We start from the raw sequence: 19567 nt of genomic DNA on the forward strand, positions 1-19567 counted from the left end.
CTCGGGGAGGGCACCGCCCCGCGAGCCGTTGCCGACGCTCCGGTGGTCCGGCAGTCCGGCGGTCGGACGGTCAGACGGTCTTGAGGGCGCCGCCGTCGACGAGGTGGTCCGTGCCGGTGACCGCGGCGGCGAGTGGGGAGGCCAGGTAGGCGACCGCGGTCGCCACCTCGGCGGGCTCGACGAAGCGGCCGGTGACCATGCCGGCCGCGCCGGGGAGGACGTCGAGCAGTTGCTCGTGGGACAGGCCCATCCGGGCGGCGAGTTGGGCACCGTAGCCGTCCGCCGCGGTCCACATCGCGGTCCGCACCGGGCCGGGGGAGACCGTGTTGACCCGGACCCCCTGCGGGCCGAACTCCTCGGCGAGCGCCTTGCCGAACGCGGTCAGCGCGGCCTTGGCGGTGGTGTAGGTCACCGGCCCGGTGTGCGGTGCCCGGGCGCCGAGCGAGGAGATGTTCACGATCGCGCCGCCGCCGCCGGCGGCGAGGAGCGCGGGGAGCGCGGCGCGCGTGGTGCGCACGGCGGCCAGGAAGTTCAGTTCGAACGCGGCGAGCCACTGCTCGTCGGTGAAGCTCAGGAAGCCGCCGGTCTGGTCGTCGCCGGAGTCGCCGCCGCCGACGTTGTTGACCAGGATGTCGAGCCGGCCGAACTCGGCGGCGGCACGTTCGGCCACCCGGGCCGAGCCGTCGGGTCCGGCCAGGTCGACGGCCATGGTCAGGGCGCCGGTCGCGGCCAGCTCGGGGGTGATGGTGCGAGCCGCGGCCAGGACCCGGACCCCCTCGGCGACGAGCGTGCTGACGACCGCGAGGCCGATGCCTCGGCTCGCGCCGGTGACGAGGGCGGTCCGGTCGGTGAGGCGCAGGTCCATGGAAGCTCCCGAGTGGGTGTCGTTGGATCGTGAGTTCGATTGAAGTGGCATCACAATGCTTCTCTTTGCCAGAGAAATGCTGCTCTGCTGATGCTCTTAATCTAGAAGATGCGTCATGTGTGTTGCAAGTTGAAGCTGAGTGGCGACTTTGACGTACGGTTGTGCCGTGACTTCCAAAACAGGCGAAACCAGCGGCCGGGCCCGACCCATGCGGGCGGACGCGGAGCGGACCGCGCGCGCGATCCTGGAGGCGGCCGAGCGGGTGTTGAGCGCCGACCCCTCGGCCACGATGGAGGAGATCGCGACGGCGGCCGGCGTGGCCCGGACCACGGTGCACCGACGGTTCGCCACCCGCGACGCGTTGATCGTGGCGATGACCGGGTGGGCCACCCGGCAGTTCCACGAGGCGGTGGTGTCCGGGCGTTCGGACACCACGCCGCCGGCGGTGGCGCTGTACCAGGTCACCGCGAATGTGCTGCGGGTCAAGATCGAGTGGGGCTTCGCGATGAACGCGCTGCGCACCGACGATCCGGAGGTGGCGCACGTGCACACCGATGTGCTCGACCGGTGCGATCGCCTCTTCCAGCGGGCCCGGGACGCCGGGCTGTTGCGGCCGGACGTGGACCTGGACTGGACCCGCCGCGTCTACTACGCGCTGATCCACGAGGCCGCGCGCGAGGATCGGGGCGAGGACGCGGACGTGCTCGCGACCCGGGTGGTGGACACCCTGCTGCGCGGATTCGGCGCGCCGGACGGGGCCGCGGCGCGCTGACCTGCGGGCGCCCGGCGTCCGTGTACGGTGTGCCCGCCGGTCCCCGATCGAGAGGCTTGTCGTGACCCTGGCCGTGGCCCACCGAGGCGACCCCCGGCGTTATCGGGAGAACACCCTGCCGTCACTGGCGAGTGCGCTGGAACGAGGTGCCGACCTGGTCGAGATCGACCTGGAGATCACCCGGGACGGCCATCTGGTGTTGCTGCACGACGCGACATTGCGCCGGTTGTGGTGGCGCAACGCACATGTCCGGGACCTGACGTTGGCTCAGGTCCGGGAGATCGGGCGACGCGGCAAGTATCGGGTGCCCAGCTTCGACGAGGCGTTGGAGCTGATCAAGGACACCGGGGGCGGGCTGATGGTCGACTTCGGCGAGATCGAACTGGCGGAGCCCGCGGTCGACGCGGTGGCCCGGCACGGGGTCAACGAGCAGATCCTGTACGTCGGCGGGCCGGTCGCGATGGGCCGGGTGCGGGAGCATTCGGCGGACGCGCACATCGGACTCAGCGGCGACTCGTTCGCCCGGGTCCCGGGTGCGGATGTACTGCGTGGGCTGCGGCCGGAGTACATCAATCTGCGCTGGCGGGCGTACGACGCGGCGTCGGTGGCGCGGTGCCACGCCGAGGGGTACGGGGTGAGTGCCTGGACCGTGGATTCGCCCCGGGTGATGCGGCGGCTGGTGGACATGGGTGTCGACATGATCATCAGCAATCGGATCGGGCGACTCCTTGGAGTGCTGGCGGCGGCCGGCCGGGGCTGAGCGGGGTGGGCGCGGTGGGGGCGTCGGCGGCGGTTACCTTGGTTGGGCGCCTCGCTGGTGTTTCGGCCGGGCACGCCGCCTTGTTCGACACCCCGATTCGAGGATCCGTGATGACCGAACCGACCCCGGAGCCCGCGCCGCCGCCCGCGGTGGTGCCGCAGCGGCCTCGGGAGACCCAGAAGCAGACCGAGAAGGGGATCCTGATCTGGCTCTGCTTCTTCCTGTTCGTGACACACATCATCGGCGGCATCTTCTGGTTCGCCTTTCACTACCTGGGCAAGTAGGCCGCTGCCTGGGCAAGTAGGCCACTACCTCGGCAGGTAGTCGCCGTCGGGCCGAACCAGGCTGCGGGCGTGGGCGATCGCGGCGCGCGTGTCGGGGAGCACCGGGTGGTCCCGGCGCGACCGTTCGGCGATGCCGAGGGCGGTCAGCACGTGCTCGTGGTCCGGTTTGACGCCGGAAAGCAGCACGGTGACGCCGCGGTGCTCCAGTTCGGTGATCGCCTCGCCCAGTACGGCGGCGCCGGTCGCGTCGATCGCGGTGACCCGGGACATCCGCAGAACCACCACCTGGACGCCGTCGACCTCGGACAGGCGGGTCAACAGGCGGTGTGCGGCCGGGAAGAAGAGGGGGCCGTCGAGGCGGAACACGGCGACGTGTTCGGTCGGGGCGGCGGGTTCGGCCTTCTCGGCGTCATCAGCGGGTTTGTCGGCGTTTTCGACGTGCTCGGCTGCGGGGAGTGGTAGCGGCTCCAGGCGGGCCGAGTGGGTGACCTGGCGCAGCGCCAGGACGCCGGCCAGGGCGATCCCGATCACCACGGCGGTGACCAGGTCGACGGCGACGGTGACCACGAAGGTGACGGCGAGTACGGCGGCGTCGGCGCGGGTGGACCGGGCCAGCGCGGTGAGCGTGGCGACCTGGACCATCCGGACGCAGGTGGCGAGCAGGACGCCGGCGAGTGCGGGCAGCGGGATGCGGGCGACCAGGCCGGCCGCGCTGAAGACGATCCCGGCGAGCACGACGGCGTGGGTGAGCGCGGCCAACCGGGAGGACGCGCCGGCGCGGACGTTGACCGCGGTGCGGGCGATGGCCGCCGTGGCCGGTACGCCGCCGAACAGCGGGGTGGCCAGATTGGCCAGGCCCTGGCCGAAGAGTTCGCGATCGGGGTCGTGTCGTTGGCCGGTGGTCATGCCGTCGGCCACGCTTGCGCACAGGAGGGATTCGAGGCCGGCGAGGGCGGCCACGGCCAGCGCCGAGGGCAGGAGGGCGACCAGCATCGAGGGGTCGAGGAAGGCCAGGGAAGGGGCGGGCAGGCCGCTGGGTAACTCGCCGATCCGGGCCACGTCGAGGCCGGGCAGGGCCTCGGCCAGCAGGGTCGCGGCGGCGACCGCGAGCAGGGAGAACGGTACGCCCGGCCGCCGGCGGGCGCCGACCAGGAGCAGTACGGCCACGCCGAGGGCCATCACGGGGGCGTCGGCGTCGGGGTGTTCGAGGAACCGGACGCCGGCGTGCGCGGCGACCTGCCACACCTTCTCGCCCTCGCCGGCCGCGCCCAACGCGGCGGGCACCTGCTGGAGGGCGATGACCACCGCGATGCCGGCGGTGAAGCCCTCGACGACGGGGAGCGGCAGGTACTTCGCGGCCCGGCCCAGACGGAGTACCGCGACCAGGACAAGCAACAGGCCGGCCAGCAGACCCACCATCAACACGCCGTCGGTGCCGTGCCGTTGCACCACCGGGACCAGGACCACGGTCATCGCCCCGGTCGGCCCGGACACCTGGAGGTTGGACCCGCCGAACACCGCCGCCAGGGCACCCGCGACCACGGCGGTCACCAACCCGGCCTGCGCCCCGACGCCGGACGCCACCCCGAACGCCAGCGCCAGCGGCAACGCGACCACCGCGACGGTCAATCCGGCCACCAGATCCCGCCCCGGCGCACGCCGCATCGCGATCAGATCCGAGGCCCCCGGCAACAACCCGCCGACCCGACCGGATCCCCATCCCCACGATCGACCCCGTCCGCCTCGCCAACGCCTGAACAACGCGCCCATCAACGCCCCCTGACCCCTCGTCACCCGAGCCGACCCACGCCCGCGGCCCTCGCCCATTCGATGCCCGTGCGATGCGTGCGATGGCGCGCCCGAGGCCGGCCCCGGATCACCCACCGGCGCAAGCGCGCACACAAACGGCAGCCATATCTCCCAAATCGGGATCAGCAGCTACCAAGGCCACCCTAACAACATCCGATGATAAAAATGACTGATAGTCCTACATCCATCACACACCGCGTTGATCGGGGCAACTCGGCCCACCCGCCCTGCTGTTCGACCGGCGAACGACAGGGCGGGCGGCAGAGGATGGGGGTAGTAGGGGGAGTCGGCGGTCGATGGGGGCGGGCCCGCCTGCACGTGCGCCGTCGGGCGCGCGGCCGGGCGGGTCGCCGCCGGGAATACCGGGTCGGTGTGGTTGGTTGGCCGGTGGTCGGGTGGCTTTCGGTACGACGACTCGGGTGGTGTGCGAATGAAGGTTGGGGACATCGAGGTGATCCCGGTCCGGGACGGGGTGGGCGTGGAGGTCGCCGCCGAGATTCTGGGCCGGCCCGGGGTCGCGGATCCGTGGGCCTGTCATGCCGAACACCTGGGCGCCGACGGGACGTTGGAGTTGCCGCTCGGTGGATTCTGCGTTCGTACCGGTGACCGGGTGGTGCTCGTGGACGCGGGGATCGGCGCCGGGGAGTACGGCACGTACGTGGGTGGGAACCTGCTCGCCTCGTTGCACGCGCACGGCATCACGCCCGGCGACGTGACCGACGTCGTCTTCACCCACCTGCACTTCGACCACGTCGGCTGGGCCAGCCAGGACGGCCGCGTCGTCTTTCCCAACGCCACCCACCGGGCGCATCGGGCCGACTGGGAGTACTTCGTCACCGGCCCCACCGCGACGGCCGCCGCGATCGACAAACTCACCCCGATCGAGCCCCAGTTGGCACTGTTCGACACCGATTTCACCGTCGCGCCGGGCCTGGACGCGCGGCACGTCCCCGGCCATACCCCCGGGACGACGATCTACGTGGTCTCGGCCGGCGGACAGCGGGCGCTGCTGCTCGGCGATGTCGCGCACTCGGTGGTACAGCTGTCCGAACGGGACTGGCAGGTGATCTGGGACATCGACCCGGTGGCCGCCTCCGCGGTGCGCAACCGGATCGCCGACGAGGTGGCCGACACCGAGGACCTGGTCGCCGCCGCCCACTTCCCGGACCTGCGCTTCGGGCGGGTGATCAGCACCGACGGGCCTCGGCGGTTCGTCGCGGTGTAGAGCCGCGCCGGGTATCGCCGCTTCGGCTCCGGGTGAGGGATACACCCACGATCCGGCCGCCGGCTCCCGTCGTGGGAGTGCGGATTTGTAGGGTGTGCCGCATGACCCCGGGCATACCTGGCAGACGCGTGATCGACGGCCGTTTCGAGCTGCTTGAGCGGCTCGGTGGTGGCGGCATGGGCCTGGTCTGGCGGGCGCGCGACCTGGCACTGGAACGTGAGGTCGCGCTCAAGGAGGTCCGGCCGCCGGACCCCGCGCTGCTCGAGGAGGCGCCGACCGCCGCGCGCATGTTGCGCGAGCGGGTGCTGCGCGAGGCCAGGTCGCTGGCCCGGCTGAACCACCCCAACGTGGTGACGATCCATCACATCGTGGATGCCGCCGAGGTGCCGCATCCGTGGCTGGTGATGGAACTGGTCCCCGGCGGCTCGCTGCACGACCGGTTGGCGGCCGGGCCGATCCCGCCGGCGGAGGCCGCCGCGATCGGCCGCGGCGTACTGTCCGCGCTCACCGCCGCGCACGCCGCCGGCATCCACCACCGCGACGTCAAGCCGGGCAATGTGCTGCTGCGCGCCGACGGCAGCCCGGTGCTGACCGACTTCGGCATCGCCGCGCTGCGCGAGTCCACCAGCCTGACCGCGACCGGCGACCTGATCGGTTCGCCGGAATACATCGCGCCGGAGCGGATTCGCGGCGAAGAGGACAACGCGGCATCCGACCTGTGGTCGCTCGGGATGATGTTGTACGTCGCCGTGGAGGGCGAACATCCGCTGCGCCGGGCGACCAGTCTGGCAACGCTGGCCGCGGTGTTGACCGAGACGATGCCGCCGCCGACGCGCGCCGGGGCCCTGCGGCCGGCGCTGGACGCGCTGCTGGTGCGGGACCCGGTGGCCCGGCCGGACGCGGCTCGGCTGGACCGGCTGCTCGCCGAGGCGGCGGGTGATCCCACGGCCCGGCCCACTTCGCAGCACACCACATCGACCCTGCCGGTCGCGGAGGCACTGGCCTGGCAGCCGGCCGACCTGGGTGGGGGGAAGGCGGCCGACGGCGGGCGGGCCGTCGACGGCGGGCCGGCCTGGTCGGGGGCGGATCGGATCGCGGCGGAATCGGCGTCCGGCGTGTGGCCGGCGTCGGCGCCGTCGGCGTCGTCGGCGGATCGGGAGGAAGCCGCGTCCGCGTCGACGCCGCCTCCGCCGTCCTCGCCGTATGGTCCGCTGTACACCCCGCCCGCCCCCGAGTCGGCGGCCCGCCAACGTGCCCAGCGGAATCGGGTCATCGGCGCATCGGTGATCGCCACGGCCCTGGTCGGCACGGTGGTCACGCTCGTGCTGGTGTCCCAGGTCCGGGTGCACAGCGACGAGCGCGACTCGACCGCGGCCGACCGACCGGCCTCGCTCGGCCCGACCGGCGCGCCGGTCGGGCCGAAGCCGCCGCCCGTGGACGCCACCGCGAGCGGATCGGCGACGACCACGCCGACGAAGCCCGCCGCCGACGCGGTGAACCTGCTCACCCCGGCGGGCATCCGTGACCTGATCGACAAGATGGCGCCGACGCTCGGCGGGACCAGGGTCAAGGCACTGGACGTGTACGACACGCACGCCTCGATCAACGCGCCGGTCGCCGGCAACGCCCGCCTGTACGACCGCTTCACCTACCGCGATGGGGTCACCGAGAAGAGTTCGGGCTCCGGCAGCACCGACCGGGACGACAAGACGATCGACCTCACGAAGATCAACTGGGACGCACTGCCGGCCCTGATCGCCAGAGCCGACAAGGAACTCGGCATCACCACGCCCAAGAGCCATTACCTGATCGTGGACCTCGGCCTGATCGACCGGGTGGCGTCGCTGAAGATCTACGTCGGCGACAACTACGGGTCCGGCTATCTGCGGGCCGACCTGGACGGCAAGGTGGTCAAGCTGTACCCGCGCTGAGCGGCGGGCCGGCGGCGCCGGGACCGGCCCGCCCGGCCCGTCCGGCCCGGATCGGCCGAGCCGAACCGGGCCGGGCAGGCCACGTCGCCGACGTCGTTCAGCGGTCGTAGCAGAGGAGCCTGGCCTGGGCGGCGGCCAGGTGGGCGTAGGTCTTGGTGGGGCCGTTCCAGTCCTCGCCTCGGTTGACCATGCGCAGCACCACCTTGCCGTCCTTGGCCGGGAGGGTCACGCCCTGGATCCAGGCGCCTCGGTGGGCGGTCTGGTCGACGGTGAAGGTGGAGCGCACCGAGGCCGAGCCGTTGTCGGTGTCGAGCACCTGGTAGAAGGCGGGCTTGCCGGCCGCGTCGCGCCAGGTGGAGCCGCCGGGGACGTAGACCTGGACCGAGCAACTCTTGGCCGCCGCACCGGCGTTCCACGACCAGACGGCGGCCGCGCTGCTGTCGTCCTTGGTCTTGGAGCCGGACATCGGGATCGCCCAGAAGTCGTTGCCGCAGCCGGCCGAGCCCAGGCCGCCGCTGCCCACCTTGTACCAGCCGTCCTTGCCGTCGCTGTATTGACCCTGGATCCGGAAGCCGGTACCCGAATTGGCGCAACCCTGGCCGGCATAGCCGGTGTAGACCAGTTGCGGACCGGCGGCCGGGGCGATCGGCTGCCTGCCGCTCGTGGGCGGGGCCACGGGTGGTTGGCCGGATTGCCGGGGTGGCGTCGGGGTGTTGCCGCCGGCTCCGCCCGCCCCGCCCGGGGTCGAGCCGCCGCCCCCGCCCGCGCCGCCGCCGGCCGCTCCACCGGCACCACCGCCGACCGCCCCGCCGCCTCCCGGCGCGGCGCCCGAACTGCCGCCCGCCGCACCGCCGTTGTAGGCGAGCGAGCCGCCCGAGCCGGTGCCCGTGGCGTAGTCGACCGGTCGGCCGCCGGGCGGGCCCTGCGGCACGGGGGAGCCGTCGGGGCCGACCGGGACACCCTCGACCGGGGCCGGTTCGGCGCTGCCCGGCGTGCCCCACCCGGCGGGTGAGCCGGGCAGTGCGGCCTCCTTCGCGACGTGCGCGAGGTCGCGGCGCGGCGCTGTACCGGCGCTAGGCGCGGCAAGCAGCGGGACCAGCACGAGCACACCGGTGGTCAGTGCGGCGGCGCCACCGATGGTGCCCCAGACCCGCAGGCCGGGTACCGGGCCGCGGGCACCGCTGCCGGGGCGACGCGCGAAGGCGGCCGCGAAGCCGGACTGGTCGTCCGGCGAACTGCCGTTGTGTGGTGGGGTGTTGCCTTTGGTGGACACGGAGGCTCCAGGGATCGGGGACGGGGAAGGGGAGGGGGTGGCACGGGGCGGGAACGGGGGTCACGCGCCGGCGCCGGCGAGCGACGCGGGCAGGTCCGCGACCTCCAGGGCGATCAGCTGGGCCGCGTCGGGGTTGTCGAGTTCGGCGACCCGGCCGGCCTGACGTTCCGTCATCTCCTGGAACGCCTGCCGGGCCGAGCGCCCGTTGCCGAAGCCGCCGCCGCGGGTCATCCCGGCGAACAGCGCGAGCAACTCGGCGCGGGCGGCCGGGCTCAGCTCGTAGCGGTGTCGTTCGGCCTGATGCTCGACGATGCCCACCAGCTGTTCGGCGTCGTAGTCCTCGAACAGCAGGGTCCGGGTGAACCGGGAGGCCAGTCCCGGGTTGGAGGCCACGAAGCGGTCCATGTCGTCGGGATAGCCGGCCGCGATCACCACGACGTCGTCGCGGTGATCCTCCATCAGCTTCACCAGCGTGGCGATCGCCTCGGCGCCGAAGTCGTTGCCGCCGGACAACGGGGAGAGCGAGTAGGCCTCGTCGATGAACAACACGCCGCCGATCGCCCGGTTGAACGCGGCGGCGGTCTTCGGCCCGGTGTGCCCGACATACTCGCCGACCAGCGCACTGCGATCGACCTCGACCAGGTGGCCGTGCCCGAGCAGGCCGAGCGCCTTGAGCAGCCGACCGTACAGCCGGGCCACCGTGGTCTTCCCGGTGCCGGGGTTGCCCGCGAAGACCAGATGCCGGCTCAGCGGTGGCGCGGGCAACCCGGCCTCCACCCGCAGTCGCACCGTCTGCATCAGCTTGGCCATCGACGCGACGTCGCGCTTCACCCGGTCCAGGCCCACCAGTTCGCCCAGTTCGGCCATCAGGTCGGGCAGGCTCTCCTCGACCACCTCGGGCCGATCCGGAACCAGCGACCCAGCGGGAACAGCGGGCGCAGCGGGTGCCGTGCCCGCCATCGCCGCCGTGGCCGGCTGCCCCGCGGCCGGGGCGCCGCCGAGTGCGGGGTCGCAGTCGTCGAACCTCGGCGCGGCCTCCGGTTCGGTGCTCAGGTCGTCCGTACAGTCGCGCAACCGGCAGCGGTGGAACAGCGGATCGGCGCCGGCGCCCACGTGCAGCGCGGCATAGCCGGCGCCGATCACATCGCAGCCCGTGAAGGTGCCGCCGGCCCGCTCGGCCACGTACAGCCCGTTCTTGCCCGGCCGTTCGATCCGCACCCCGTGCACCGTGGGCCGGGCGCCGGTCCACACCACCAGGCCCGAGCCGGTGCAGTCCTCGATCGAGCCGCCGGTCAGCTCGGCCCGCGAGTCCGCGTCGAAGACGATGCCCGCCGCGCCCGCGCCGGTGACCCGGTTGCCGGTCAACTCGGCGACGCCCTCGCCGCTCACCTCGATGCCGGTGCGCCCGGCCGCGCGAACCGTACAGCCGGATACGCGCGATCCGGTCGGCGAGCCGATCCCGATCCCGGTCGTGGTGTCCGCGACCAGGCAGCCGGACAGCGCGGCGGAGGAGCGGCCGGTGACCGCGATCCCGGTCAGCGCGGCGGCCGAGACCGTACAGTCGGTCAACTCGGCGCGCGCGGTGTCCGCGGTGTGCACGCCGTGTTCGGGGGTGCCCTGCACTCGGCAGTCGGCCAGTTTGAGCACGGCGGTGCCGGCGGCGTGTACCGCGCCGAACCCGGAGTCCAGGATCCGGCAGTCGGTCAGGTCGGCGCCCGCGGCCTCGGTCAGCAACACCCCGTTGGTTGCCGAGCGGCGTACCGCGCAACCCTGCGCGACCACCCGGGCGGTGCCGTCGAGGACGATGCCGGCCGCGGCCGCGTCCAGGATCCGACAGTCCGTCAACTCGGCCCGGGCACTGCCGCCGAGCCGGATGCCGGCCGCGCCCGGCGCGCTGACCCGGCTCTCGCTCGCGGCGGCCGAGGAGGCGTCCTCCAACAGCAGGCCCACCCGTCCGCAACCGTGCAGTACCGAATCGCTCAGCCGCAATACGGCCCGCCCGCGCACCCGGATTCCGGAGCCCGAGGTGGCGGCCAGGCGCAGTCGCGCGATGCCCACGCGCGCGCTGCCCGAGACGACGATCCCGGTGCCCTCGATCGTGCTCACCTCGACGTCCTCGACCCGGGCCCGGGCGTCGCCCGATACGTGCAGCCCGGCAAGTCGGGCGCCGACCACCCGAGTTCCGGTCAGGAGCAGCGCCGAGGTGGTGCCGGCGGCGGTCGGGGACACCTCGAAGTCCGGGTCGGCGCCCGCCTCTTCGTCCCGGTCCGGCCCGCCGCGTACCTCGATCCGGCCGCCGCCCACCGTGCAGTCGGCGACGATCAGACCGGCGCCCGGGCCCACGCTGATCGCCGGCGTGTCGGTGCCCGCGCCGTGCACGCTCAGTCCGCGCACCGCGCAGTCCGCCGCGTCCACGGTGAGCGCCGGACCCGAATCGGTCGCGGTCAGTACGACCTCGCCGCCGCCCGGTTCCGGACGCAGCGTCACCGACCGGTCCAGCAGCAGGGATTCGGTGTAGTGGCCGGCCTCGATCAGCACGGTCGCGCCGGGCGCGGCGGCCCGGACCGCGTCCGCGATCCGGCGATGCGCGCCCCGGCCGCGCGCGGCCACTCGGACCTCGGTCGCGGGGTGGCCGCCCGTTCGGGGGTCGACGCTCGACATGTGTGTGCTACGCATCCTTACCTGCCGGTGCCGCTGCCGCCGCCGCTGTACCAGAACGGGTCGATACCGGCCCGCACCTTGGGCAACAGCCAGCCGTTGAAGAGTTTTTCGCCGATCTTGAAGCCGATGTTGAGCAGGAACTCGGCGGCCCCCTGGCGGTGGAAGAACCGGCCGCCCGCGCCGCTGAGGAAGCCGATTCGGGCCAGTGACACACTGCCGGTGCTGATCACCCCGGACAACGACGCGATCGCACCGTCCCCGAGCGCCGCCCAGCCGGAGAGCTTGTGGGTGAGGCCGTCGGCGCCCTTGACCCCGAACACGCTCGCGTTGATGCTGCCGTTGACCAGACCGGCCAGCAGGCCCACGCCCGCGCTGTAGCCGAAGTCGTAGGTGCCGCTGCGCCAGCGGATCGCCGTCTCGTTGCCGGCCCACTCGTTGGCCCACGTCTTGTCGTGGTTGTTCGGCCGGCGATTCCAGTGCTTGCCGCCGTCGATGTTGCCGTAGCCGCTCTTGTAGTTGCCGAGTCGGCGGAACCCGTCGTACTTGTTCTCGTGCACGAAGGCGCCCACGCCGCCCTTGATCACCCCGCCGACGGCCGCGTTCAGCGCGGCCTTGCCCCAGTCGGTGTCGGACAGGCTCTTGCCCTGGGCCCTGGCGTTGATGTCGGCGACGATGATGTTCGCGGTGAACTCGATGGCGAACTCCTGGGCGAACTCCACCGCGAGCTTCTTGGCCAGGACCGATGTGCCGTAGCTCTGGTAGGCGGCCTCGGACAGGTGGATCGCGCCGGTGGTCGGGATGCCGGGCAGTCCGGTCAGCGCCGAGCGGAACTGCGTGGCGTCGATCCCGGTCATGCTGCCGGTCCACGGCATCCGCTGTCCCTCGCGGATCCGCCGCACCCAGCCGCGCATCTCGGTCACCTGGCCGCGGAAGTCGTACTCGCTGCCGATCACCCGCCAGCGGCCGAGCGAATCGGTGGTGATCACCGCGCCGCCGTCGGTGCGCCGGGCCACCAGTCGGCCGTCCGCGTCGTACTGCCGCCACTGGCCGCGCCACGCGTCCGTCTCCAGGTAGTGCCCCTCGGGGGTGCGGGCCCGGGTGCGCACCGTGCTGCCGTGGTCGAACTCCTTCCAGGTAAGGGAGTTGGGCCCGGTGGCGTCGGTCCCGTACTCGCGTACCCGGGCGGGTGCCGCGTCGCCGATGTGCGGCGGCGTCTCGCGGACCACCACCGCCTCGCCGGTCGCGGGCACGAACCGGTCGCGGAAGAGCAGGTTCTTCCCGTCCACCGGGTTGGCCTGCCAGGCGCCGGCGCCGTGGTTCTCCCTCGGGTTCCACCAGAGCCGCTCGCGCGTGCCGGCGCCCGGATGCGGCATGATCTGGCCCGCCCGGTCGTACTTCTGCCACGTCCAGGTGTCGGTGCCGGGCACCTTCCAGGAGTCGACGTAGCGGCCGTCGTCGAGCATGCGTCGCTCGCGGACCAGGTCGCCGGCCCGGTCGAAGTCGCGGAAGGAGTCGTCGAACGGCAGCCTGGGGTCGTCGGAGCTGCGGAAGAGCACACGCTTCCCGGACTCCTGGACCTCGCCGGCCGCGTCGACCCGCTCCCACTGCCAGGTCTTCGCGGACGAGGGGCCGGTCGCGATGATCGTCGCCGCCGGATCTTGGCCGGATGTCCAGGTGTCCCGGCGGCCGGTGAGGTAGCCGTGCGCGTCGCGTTCGACCCAGGCGCTGTTCGGGTTGGCGATCAGCTCGCCGTTCGGGCCCGGATGCGCGGGCTGGGGGTGGGCGTACTCACGGACGTTGCCGTTCGGGAAGCCCTCGCGCACCACCTCCCACCGGGTGGTGCCGTCGGCGCCGAGCACCGGGCGCCGGTCCTGCCAGATCGCCCCGCCCGGGCCGTCGGGAGTGTGCGCGCGGTAGCCGATGACATTGCCCTCGCTCCACGGGGTCGACCCCGCCGGGGCGGACGCGTGCGGTGTCACCGAGTCGCCGACCTTGAGCGTCGAACCGCTGTGCAACTTGCTCTGCGCGCGGGCGAAACCGCCGTCGGCCAGGATGTCGACGAAACCGCCGTCGTCGCCGACGAAACGGATGCCGCCGCTGTGCGGGACCAGGTTGCCGTCCGCGTCCAGGACCGACTTCTGCCAGGTGAACACCTGGTAGCGGGTATCCGAGGAGAGGAAGGAGTGCGCGCCGGTGGGTTCGACCCGGTGGTCGCTCAGCCACTTGCGGGCCCACTGCGGGGGACGCTGCTCGGAGATCCGGTTCGTGGTGAACGTCGAACCGTCCGGCCGCACCTCGTGCTTGCCGGTCTCCTTGCCCTGCGGTGACTGCTCGTCCCAGGCCGGCCGCCGGAGACCGGCGTTGTCCAGCGGGTGTTCGAGGTAGTGCCGGGCGTGATCGGTCCGGTGCATCGGCCCCCACTGCTTCTGGACCAACTCCCCGGCCTGCCCACCGGCCGTGGGCCCGTGCCGGTCGGTCCAACCGCCGTCGCGGTGCGGGGTACGCGGACCGCCGGCCAGCTCGTGGCCCGTGTCGTCGTAGCGATGCCAGGTCCACCCGTCGGTGCCCTTGACGCCCAGCGTGTGACCGGCCCGGCCGTCGAACTTCTGTAGCGAGTCCCGGAATTCGCGCACCGGGGTGAAGTGCGCGTCGACGTCCGTCCAGGCGAAGCCGGAGGTGTCGAACCGGCGCGAACCGCTGCCGACCGGGGCACCGTCCACACCCCACTCGACCCACTTGGTGCGGTGGCTGAACGCGCCGAAGCCGCTGAGGTCGGTGCGCCGGAACGCGTCGAGGGTGTGCCCGCCGGGCAGCAGGCGCCGCTCGAAGACGACCACCCTGCCCGGCGTGGCCGACTTGAGTTGCAGCCGCCCGTTGCCGGCGCCGTGTACGTCCGCCGTGCCGTGCTGGAAGCCGTTGCGGGTGAACGCGGTGCCGGGGGAGTCGGGGTGGAACTCCTGCCGCCAGGTCGGCGTCCGGGTGGTGTGGTCGACGACGTACTGATGCGGGGTGCGCCGACCGTCGTCGAGCACGTTGAACCCTTCGCGGGTGAGCGTTCCGTTCGGGCGGTACTCGTGGAACTCGCCGTGGCGCGGGGTGTTCGGGTGTACGACCTCGACCCGGTGGCCGGTGTGCGCACCGTCCGCGGCCAGGATCGGGGTGACCGTGTGGTTGGGGATCGGGGTGCCGTGCACGTCGGTGAGCACGCCGCCCTCCAGGAACCGGGTCCGCGCCGAACCGCCGAGCACGGTGCCGTGTTCGACGGCGCCGGTGCCGGCGTCGTAGCGGACCGAGTGGCCGGAGGCGGGGTCGGTGACCCGGAAGCCGTTTTCGACGGTGGTCAGTTCGCGGTCGGTGACCCGGATGCCGTTGATGTCGGTGAGCGTACGATCGGCGCCGGTGCCGACCACGAAGCGGGCCTCGCCGGGGCCGCCGAGGGCGAGGCCGTGTTCGGCGATCGAGCCGTCGGCGAGGTAGCGGGTGCTGTGGCCGCCGACCGGTTCGGTGACCCGGTAGCCGCCGCCGGCCACGGCGCTCACCTCGACGCCGGCGACGGGGGTGCCGTGTAGGTCGGTGAGGATGTGGCCGGCGTCGCCGCCGACGACGAAGTGCGGCTCGCCCGCGCCGCCGAGCAGCGTGCCGTGTTCGAAGGTGCCGGTGGTGGTGTCGTAGCGGACCGAGTGGCCGGAGGCGGGATCGGTGACCCGGAAGCCGTTTTCGACCGTGGTCAGCGTGTGGTCGCCGACCGGATTGCCGTGCACGTCGGTGAGGTTGCGGTGGGCGCCCTCGCCGACCAGGAAGCGGGCCTCGCCCGGGCCGCCGAGCGCGACGCCGTGTTCGGCCACCCAGCCGGCGGCGGTGTAGCGGGTGCTGTGGCCGGTGATCGGCTCGGTGATCCGGTAGCCGCCGCCGTGCACGACGGTGACCTCGACGCCGGCGACGGGGACGCCGTGTACGTCGGTGACGAGGTGCCCCGTGTCGCCGGCGACGATGAAGCGGGCCTCGCCGAGTTCGTGCAGCGCCAGGCCGCGCTCGACCAGGGCGCCGTTGCCCGCGTAGCGGAGGGAGTGGCCGCCGGCCGGGTCGGTGACCCGGAAGCCGTGGTCGAGGGTGGTGAGGGTGCGGTCGGTGATCGGCTTGCCGTGCACGTCGGTCAGCACCGGGGGGCGGCCGTCGCGGTGCACGACGAAGTGCCCCTCGCCCGGGCCGCCGAGGGCGATGCCGTGTTCCGCGATGGTGCCGTTGCCCCGGTAGCGGGTGGACTCGCCACTGATCGGCTCGGTGACCCGGTAGCCGCCGCCGTTGACCGCGGTGACGTCGACACCGGCGACCGGGGCGCCGTGTGCGTCGGTCAGGGTCGGCACGGTGTCCCGGGTGACCACGAAGTGCGCCTCGCCGGACCCGCCCAGCGCGAGCCCGTGTTCGACCACGGCGCCGTTGCCGGCGTAGCGGATCGAGTGCCCGGTGGCGGGGTCGGTGACCCGGTAGCCGTGGTCGAGGGTGGTGAGGGTGCGGTCGGTGATCGGCTTGCCGTGGGTGTTGGTCAGGAGTGGGGGCCGGACATCGCTGTGTACGACGACTAGCGGTAGGCCGGGTCCGCCGAGGGCGACGCCGTGTTCGGCGATGGCTCCGGTGCCCCGATAGCGGGTGGTCTGGCCGCTGCCCGGTTCGGTGACCCGGTAGCCGCCGCGCACGATGTGCACATCGACCCCGGTGACCGGGTTGCCGTGTACGTCGGTCAGGGTGGGGCCGGTGTCCCGGTCGACGATGAAGTGGGGCTCGCCCGTGCCGCGGAGCGCGATGCCCTGCTCGACGATGTTCCCGTTGCCGTCGTAGCGGATGGAGCGGCCGGTCGCCGGGTCGGTGATCCGGTAGCCGTCGTCGAGCCGGGTGAAGGTGCGGTCGGCGATCGGCGCGGCGTGCGCGTCCAGCAGGGTGTGGGTCGGCGAACCGCTCCCGTGATACTCCGTCAGCACCGTCAGGCCGGCCGACTGGCCGGGCAACGGGACGTAGGACTCCAGGAGTTGGCCGTCCGGACCGAACCCGTGCGTACTGCCGTCGGGGTGGCGCAGGTCGAAACCCTGGTGGCCGCGCGGCTCCACGGTCAGCGTCGGGTGCGGCGTGCCGTCCGCGCGCAACACCACGTGCTGCCGGTGTCCGGTATCGGTCAGCGTGCTGCGGACGGTCAGGCCGTCGAGACCGGTGGTGCCAGGGGCGGCGTGCACGGTGACGTCGGGGATCGGCGCGGTGGTGACGTGCTCGACCAGCGCGACCGGTGCGATCGGGGTGATCGGCGTGCCGGGCAGCCCGTTCGTGCCGTGTGTGCTGCCGCCGATCAGCCTCGGGCGCTCCACCAGGCTCTGCGCCTGGATCTGGGCGATCCCTCGGTCGATCCGGGCCGGATCCACGCCGAGTTGGTCAAGCCGGGTGAGCGCGTTCTCCACCTTGGTCGAGGCGTGGTCCACGGCGAGTCTGGCGTCCCGCTCGAACAGGGACGGCTTGGACGGCCCGCCCGGGCGGATTTCCAGATCGTGCAACACCTGCTGCGCCCGGCCCAGTTCGTTGCGCGCCGAGGCCAGGTCGCGCCACGCCTCGATGCGGCCGGCCCGCAGCGGATCCTCGGCGGTGCCGAACAGTGCGGCGACCCGGTTCGAATCCCGCTGCCACAACTGTTCGATCTGGGTCGGGGTGAGCCGGTTGCCCGGCCCGACCAGCCCCGCACCGGCCGGCGGCGGGGTCGGCGCGACCGCGAGCGGGTTGCCGGCCTGTGTGCCGGGGCGCAACTCGGCGCCGCCACCCGGGCCGTGCGGCGGCGGGACCGGCGGCAGCGCACCGGCGTTGGTCGGCGACTCGGGCAGCCGCAGCGGCGTGCCTCGGCCGTGGTCCAGCAGGTTCAGCGCGTTCCCCGCGTGGTCCGGGACGAGCGCCGTCGGCGCCGGGCCGCCCGCGAGGGCCGCCGGGGTCGGCGCGTGCAGGTTCGACGGCGCGCCGAACTCGGTCGGCCGGAGCGGCACATGCGGGGCGGCGGTCGAGCCGGCGGCGGGCAGGCCGGGCGCGGTGACGCCGTGGTTGGTGAGCCCGGAGGCGGGCAGGCCCGGGCCGGTCAGGCCGTGGTTGGTCAGGCCCGAGGTGGGCAGGGTCGGCGCGGTCAGGCCGTGGTTGGTCGGGGCGGGCCCGGTCAGGTGCCCCAGGCCGGTACCGCCGCCCGGGCCGCCGCCGGTGAGCAGGGACGACGGGGTGTTCGGCCGGTGGGTGACCCCGTTCTGCACCAGGTCGAGCGCGGACAGCGAGGTCAGGCTCGGGGTGTGGGTGACGGACGGCAGCGTGGTGGTGGTCGGCAGTCCGTGCAGCCCGGTCGCCGGTGCGTTGGTGGGCAGGAGTTGGCCGATCGAGCCGGCCCCGGTCAGGTGGTCCGCCCGGCCGGCCAGGGCCGGCGACGGCAGCTTGGCCCAGTCGCCGATCTGCATCAGCTTCATCTCGCGCTGGCCGAGGTCCAACAGCGCGTCCATCCGGCGTACCGCGTCCGGCGCGAAGTGCATCACCTCGCCGAACGAGGTGGGGATGTGCAACCCGGCCGGCGAGGTCACGGTCAGATTGATCGGCGGCGCCAGGTGATCCAGATGTACCCCGCCCGGGCCCGCGCCCGCCCACTCGCCGATGCGGATCCGGGACAGATCGGCCATCGGCATGTCGGTCAGCGCGTTCACGTGCAGCGACGGCGGGTGCGGGATGTGGCTCAGGCCGCGCCCACCCGCGGCCGCCAGCGGTGCGCCGTAGCGGAACCTGCCGAGCACGCCGCGCTCGTAGAAGCCGATCTGCAACGCCCGCTTGAGCCCGAACCGGCTGATCTCGGCCGCGTCCACCGGCAGGATCAGCCGCAGCCACTTGGTGCCGCCGAGTTCGGCCTTGGTGAACTTCCAGGCGCTGCCCGCCCAGCCCTTGACCAGGCCGGGCAGGCCGCGGAACAGCGCGGGCATCGCCTTGAAGCCGTTGACCACCGCGAGGCCGCCCGCGCGCAGCGTGGCACCGGCCCAGGACGGAAACTTGAGCGCGGCGCCGCCCACCCACAGGGCGCCGACCTTGATCCAGTTGCCCGCGAGCCGGGCGAAGTCCTTCATCCCCGGGATGAACGCGAAAGAGCGGAACGCGCCCGCGTTGAACGTGCCCTTGAGGAACTTGAGCGCGTTCTCGCCGAACTTCTTGAGGCCGCCCCAGAGGAACTTCGCGCCGTCCTTGAACAGTTTGAGCAGATTGAGGCCCTTGGTGGTGGGCGCGATCATGCCCAGGCCGGCCAGGAACAGGTCGAGCAGCCCGGCCTTGCCCTGCGCGACGTCCACCGCGGTCTTGACGAACAGGACCAGGTTGATTCCGATCGCGAGGAGCGCGAGCGGGCCGCCCAGGAGCAGCGCGGGCAGGATCAGGATGATCGCCAGCCAGTTGAACGCCTCCCAGAACAGGTCGCAGTTGCTCACCGGCTGCTTGATCCCGGCCGCCGCGGTATTGACCACCTTCGCGGTGGTCTCCGCCTGGGTGCGCTGCGCCGTACCCGCGTTGCGCGCGGTCGAGGCGAATTCGGCGCGGTGCGGATCCTCGGCGGTCAGTCCTCGGCCGTTGGTCAGCGCGGTGTCGGCGATCCGCTGCTGGGTCTCCATCATGTCGACGTAAGTACGCATCGACTTGGCCGAGTTCTCGAACGCGTCCGCGATGCTCTGCACGAACTCGCGCAGCGGGCCGCTGATCTTGTCGCGCAGCGCGTCGGCGGTCTGCCCGACGAAGGCGCCGTGGCCGGTCTTGTCCAGGACCGACCTGAGCGCGTCGTCGATCTCCCGGGCGACGCGCCCCAGGCTGTCCATCGAGTCGACCAGCGCGCGTAGCCGGACGGGGTCACCCGGGGTCGGATCGGTGCTCAGGCCGATCGTGTTCCAGTCGGTGGGGCGATTGCCCATGACCCGTCGTCTCCTCGCCGTTCTCGCCGGACTTCGCCCGG

At 72.8% G+C, this 19567-nt stretch carries 10 protein-coding genes; 5 read left to right on the top strand and 5 right to left on the bottom strand.

The window, feature by feature from the left end; genetic code table 11:
• Nucleotides 1–70 precede the first annotated feature (70 nt).
• Nucleotides 71–865 (bottom strand): SDR family oxidoreductase, encoded by a 795-nt coding sequence (locus tag ABIA38_RS37020; RefSeq protein WP_424643359.1) that lies wholly within the window; start codon nucleotides 863–865, stop codon nucleotides 71–73.
• Between the two features lie 208 nt (nucleotides 866–1073).
• Here ABIA38_RS37020 and ABIA38_RS37025 point away from each other — a divergent pair, with 208 nt between their 5' ends.
• From ABIA38_RS37025 to ABIA38_RS37035, 3 genes are all read left to right on the top strand, one after another.
• Complete coding sequence (locus ABIA38_RS37025) at nucleotides 1074–1637, top strand: TetR/AcrR family transcriptional regulator (protein ID WP_424643419.1); 564 nt, start codon at nucleotides 1074–1076, stop codon at nucleotides 1635–1637.
• A gap of 61 nt (nucleotides 1638–1698) precedes the next feature.
• A complete protein-coding gene (locus ABIA38_RS37030) occupies nucleotides 1699–2397 on the top strand; it encodes a glycerophosphodiester phosphodiesterase (protein WP_424643360.1) in 699 nt (232 codons plus the stop codon).
• A gap of 110 nt (nucleotides 2398–2507) precedes the next feature.
• Nucleotides 2508–2681, top strand: a complete 174-nt coding sequence (locus ABIA38_RS37035; RefSeq protein ID WP_424643361.1) for a hypothetical protein — start codon at nucleotides 2508–2510, stop codon at nucleotides 2679–2681.
• Nucleotides 2682–2705: 24 nt separating this feature from the next.
• On the opposite strand, the gene ABIA38_RS37040 is transcribed toward ABIA38_RS37035, so the two are convergent.
• Entirely contained in the window at nucleotides 2706–4346 is a 1641-nt protein-coding gene (locus ABIA38_RS37040) for a SulP family inorganic anion transporter (RefSeq protein WP_424643362.1), read from the bottom strand.
• A 574-nt stretch (nucleotides 4347–4920) separates the two neighbouring features.
• Between ABIA38_RS37040 and ABIA38_RS37045 the strand changes: the two genes are divergently transcribed.
• Nucleotides 4921–5715: an MBL fold metallo-hydrolase gene (locus ABIA38_RS37045; protein ID WP_424643363.1), complete on the top strand. Its 795-nt coding sequence runs from the start codon at nucleotides 4921–4923 to the stop codon at nucleotides 5713–5715.
• Nucleotides 5716–5816: 101 nt separating this feature from the next.
• Nucleotides 5817–7646, top strand: a complete 1830-nt coding sequence (locus ABIA38_RS37050; RefSeq protein ID WP_424643364.1) for a serine/threonine-protein kinase — start codon at nucleotides 5817–5819, stop codon at nucleotides 7644–7646.
• Between the two features lie 97 nt (nucleotides 7647–7743).
• On the opposite strand, the gene ABIA38_RS37055 is transcribed toward ABIA38_RS37050, so the two are convergent.
• From ABIA38_RS37055 to ABIA38_RS37065, 3 genes are read right to left on the bottom strand one after another with little or no spacing between them, the layout of a single operon-like run.
• Nucleotides 7744–8919, bottom strand: coding sequence for a hypothetical protein (locus ABIA38_RS37055; protein ID WP_424643365.1), 1176 nt, complete (start codon nucleotides 8917–8919; stop codon nucleotides 7744–7746).
• A 60-nt stretch (nucleotides 8920–8979) separates the two neighbouring features.
• Nucleotides 8980–11580, bottom strand: a complete 2601-nt coding sequence (locus ABIA38_RS37060) for a right-handed parallel beta-helix repeat-containing protein (RefSeq protein WP_424643366.1) — start codon at nucleotides 11578–11580, stop codon at nucleotides 8980–8982.
• A 17-nt stretch (nucleotides 11581–11597) separates the two neighbouring features.
• A complete protein-coding gene (locus ABIA38_RS37065; RefSeq protein ID WP_424643367.1) occupies nucleotides 11598–19526 on the bottom strand; it encodes a hypothetical protein in 7929 nt (2642 codons plus the stop codon).
• Nucleotides 19527–19567 lie beyond the last annotated feature (41 nt).

This window comes from Embleya sp. AB8 (assembly GCF_049739465.1).
Classification (GTDB): domain Bacteria; phylum Actinomycetota; class Actinomycetes; order Streptomycetales; family Streptomycetaceae; genus Embleya.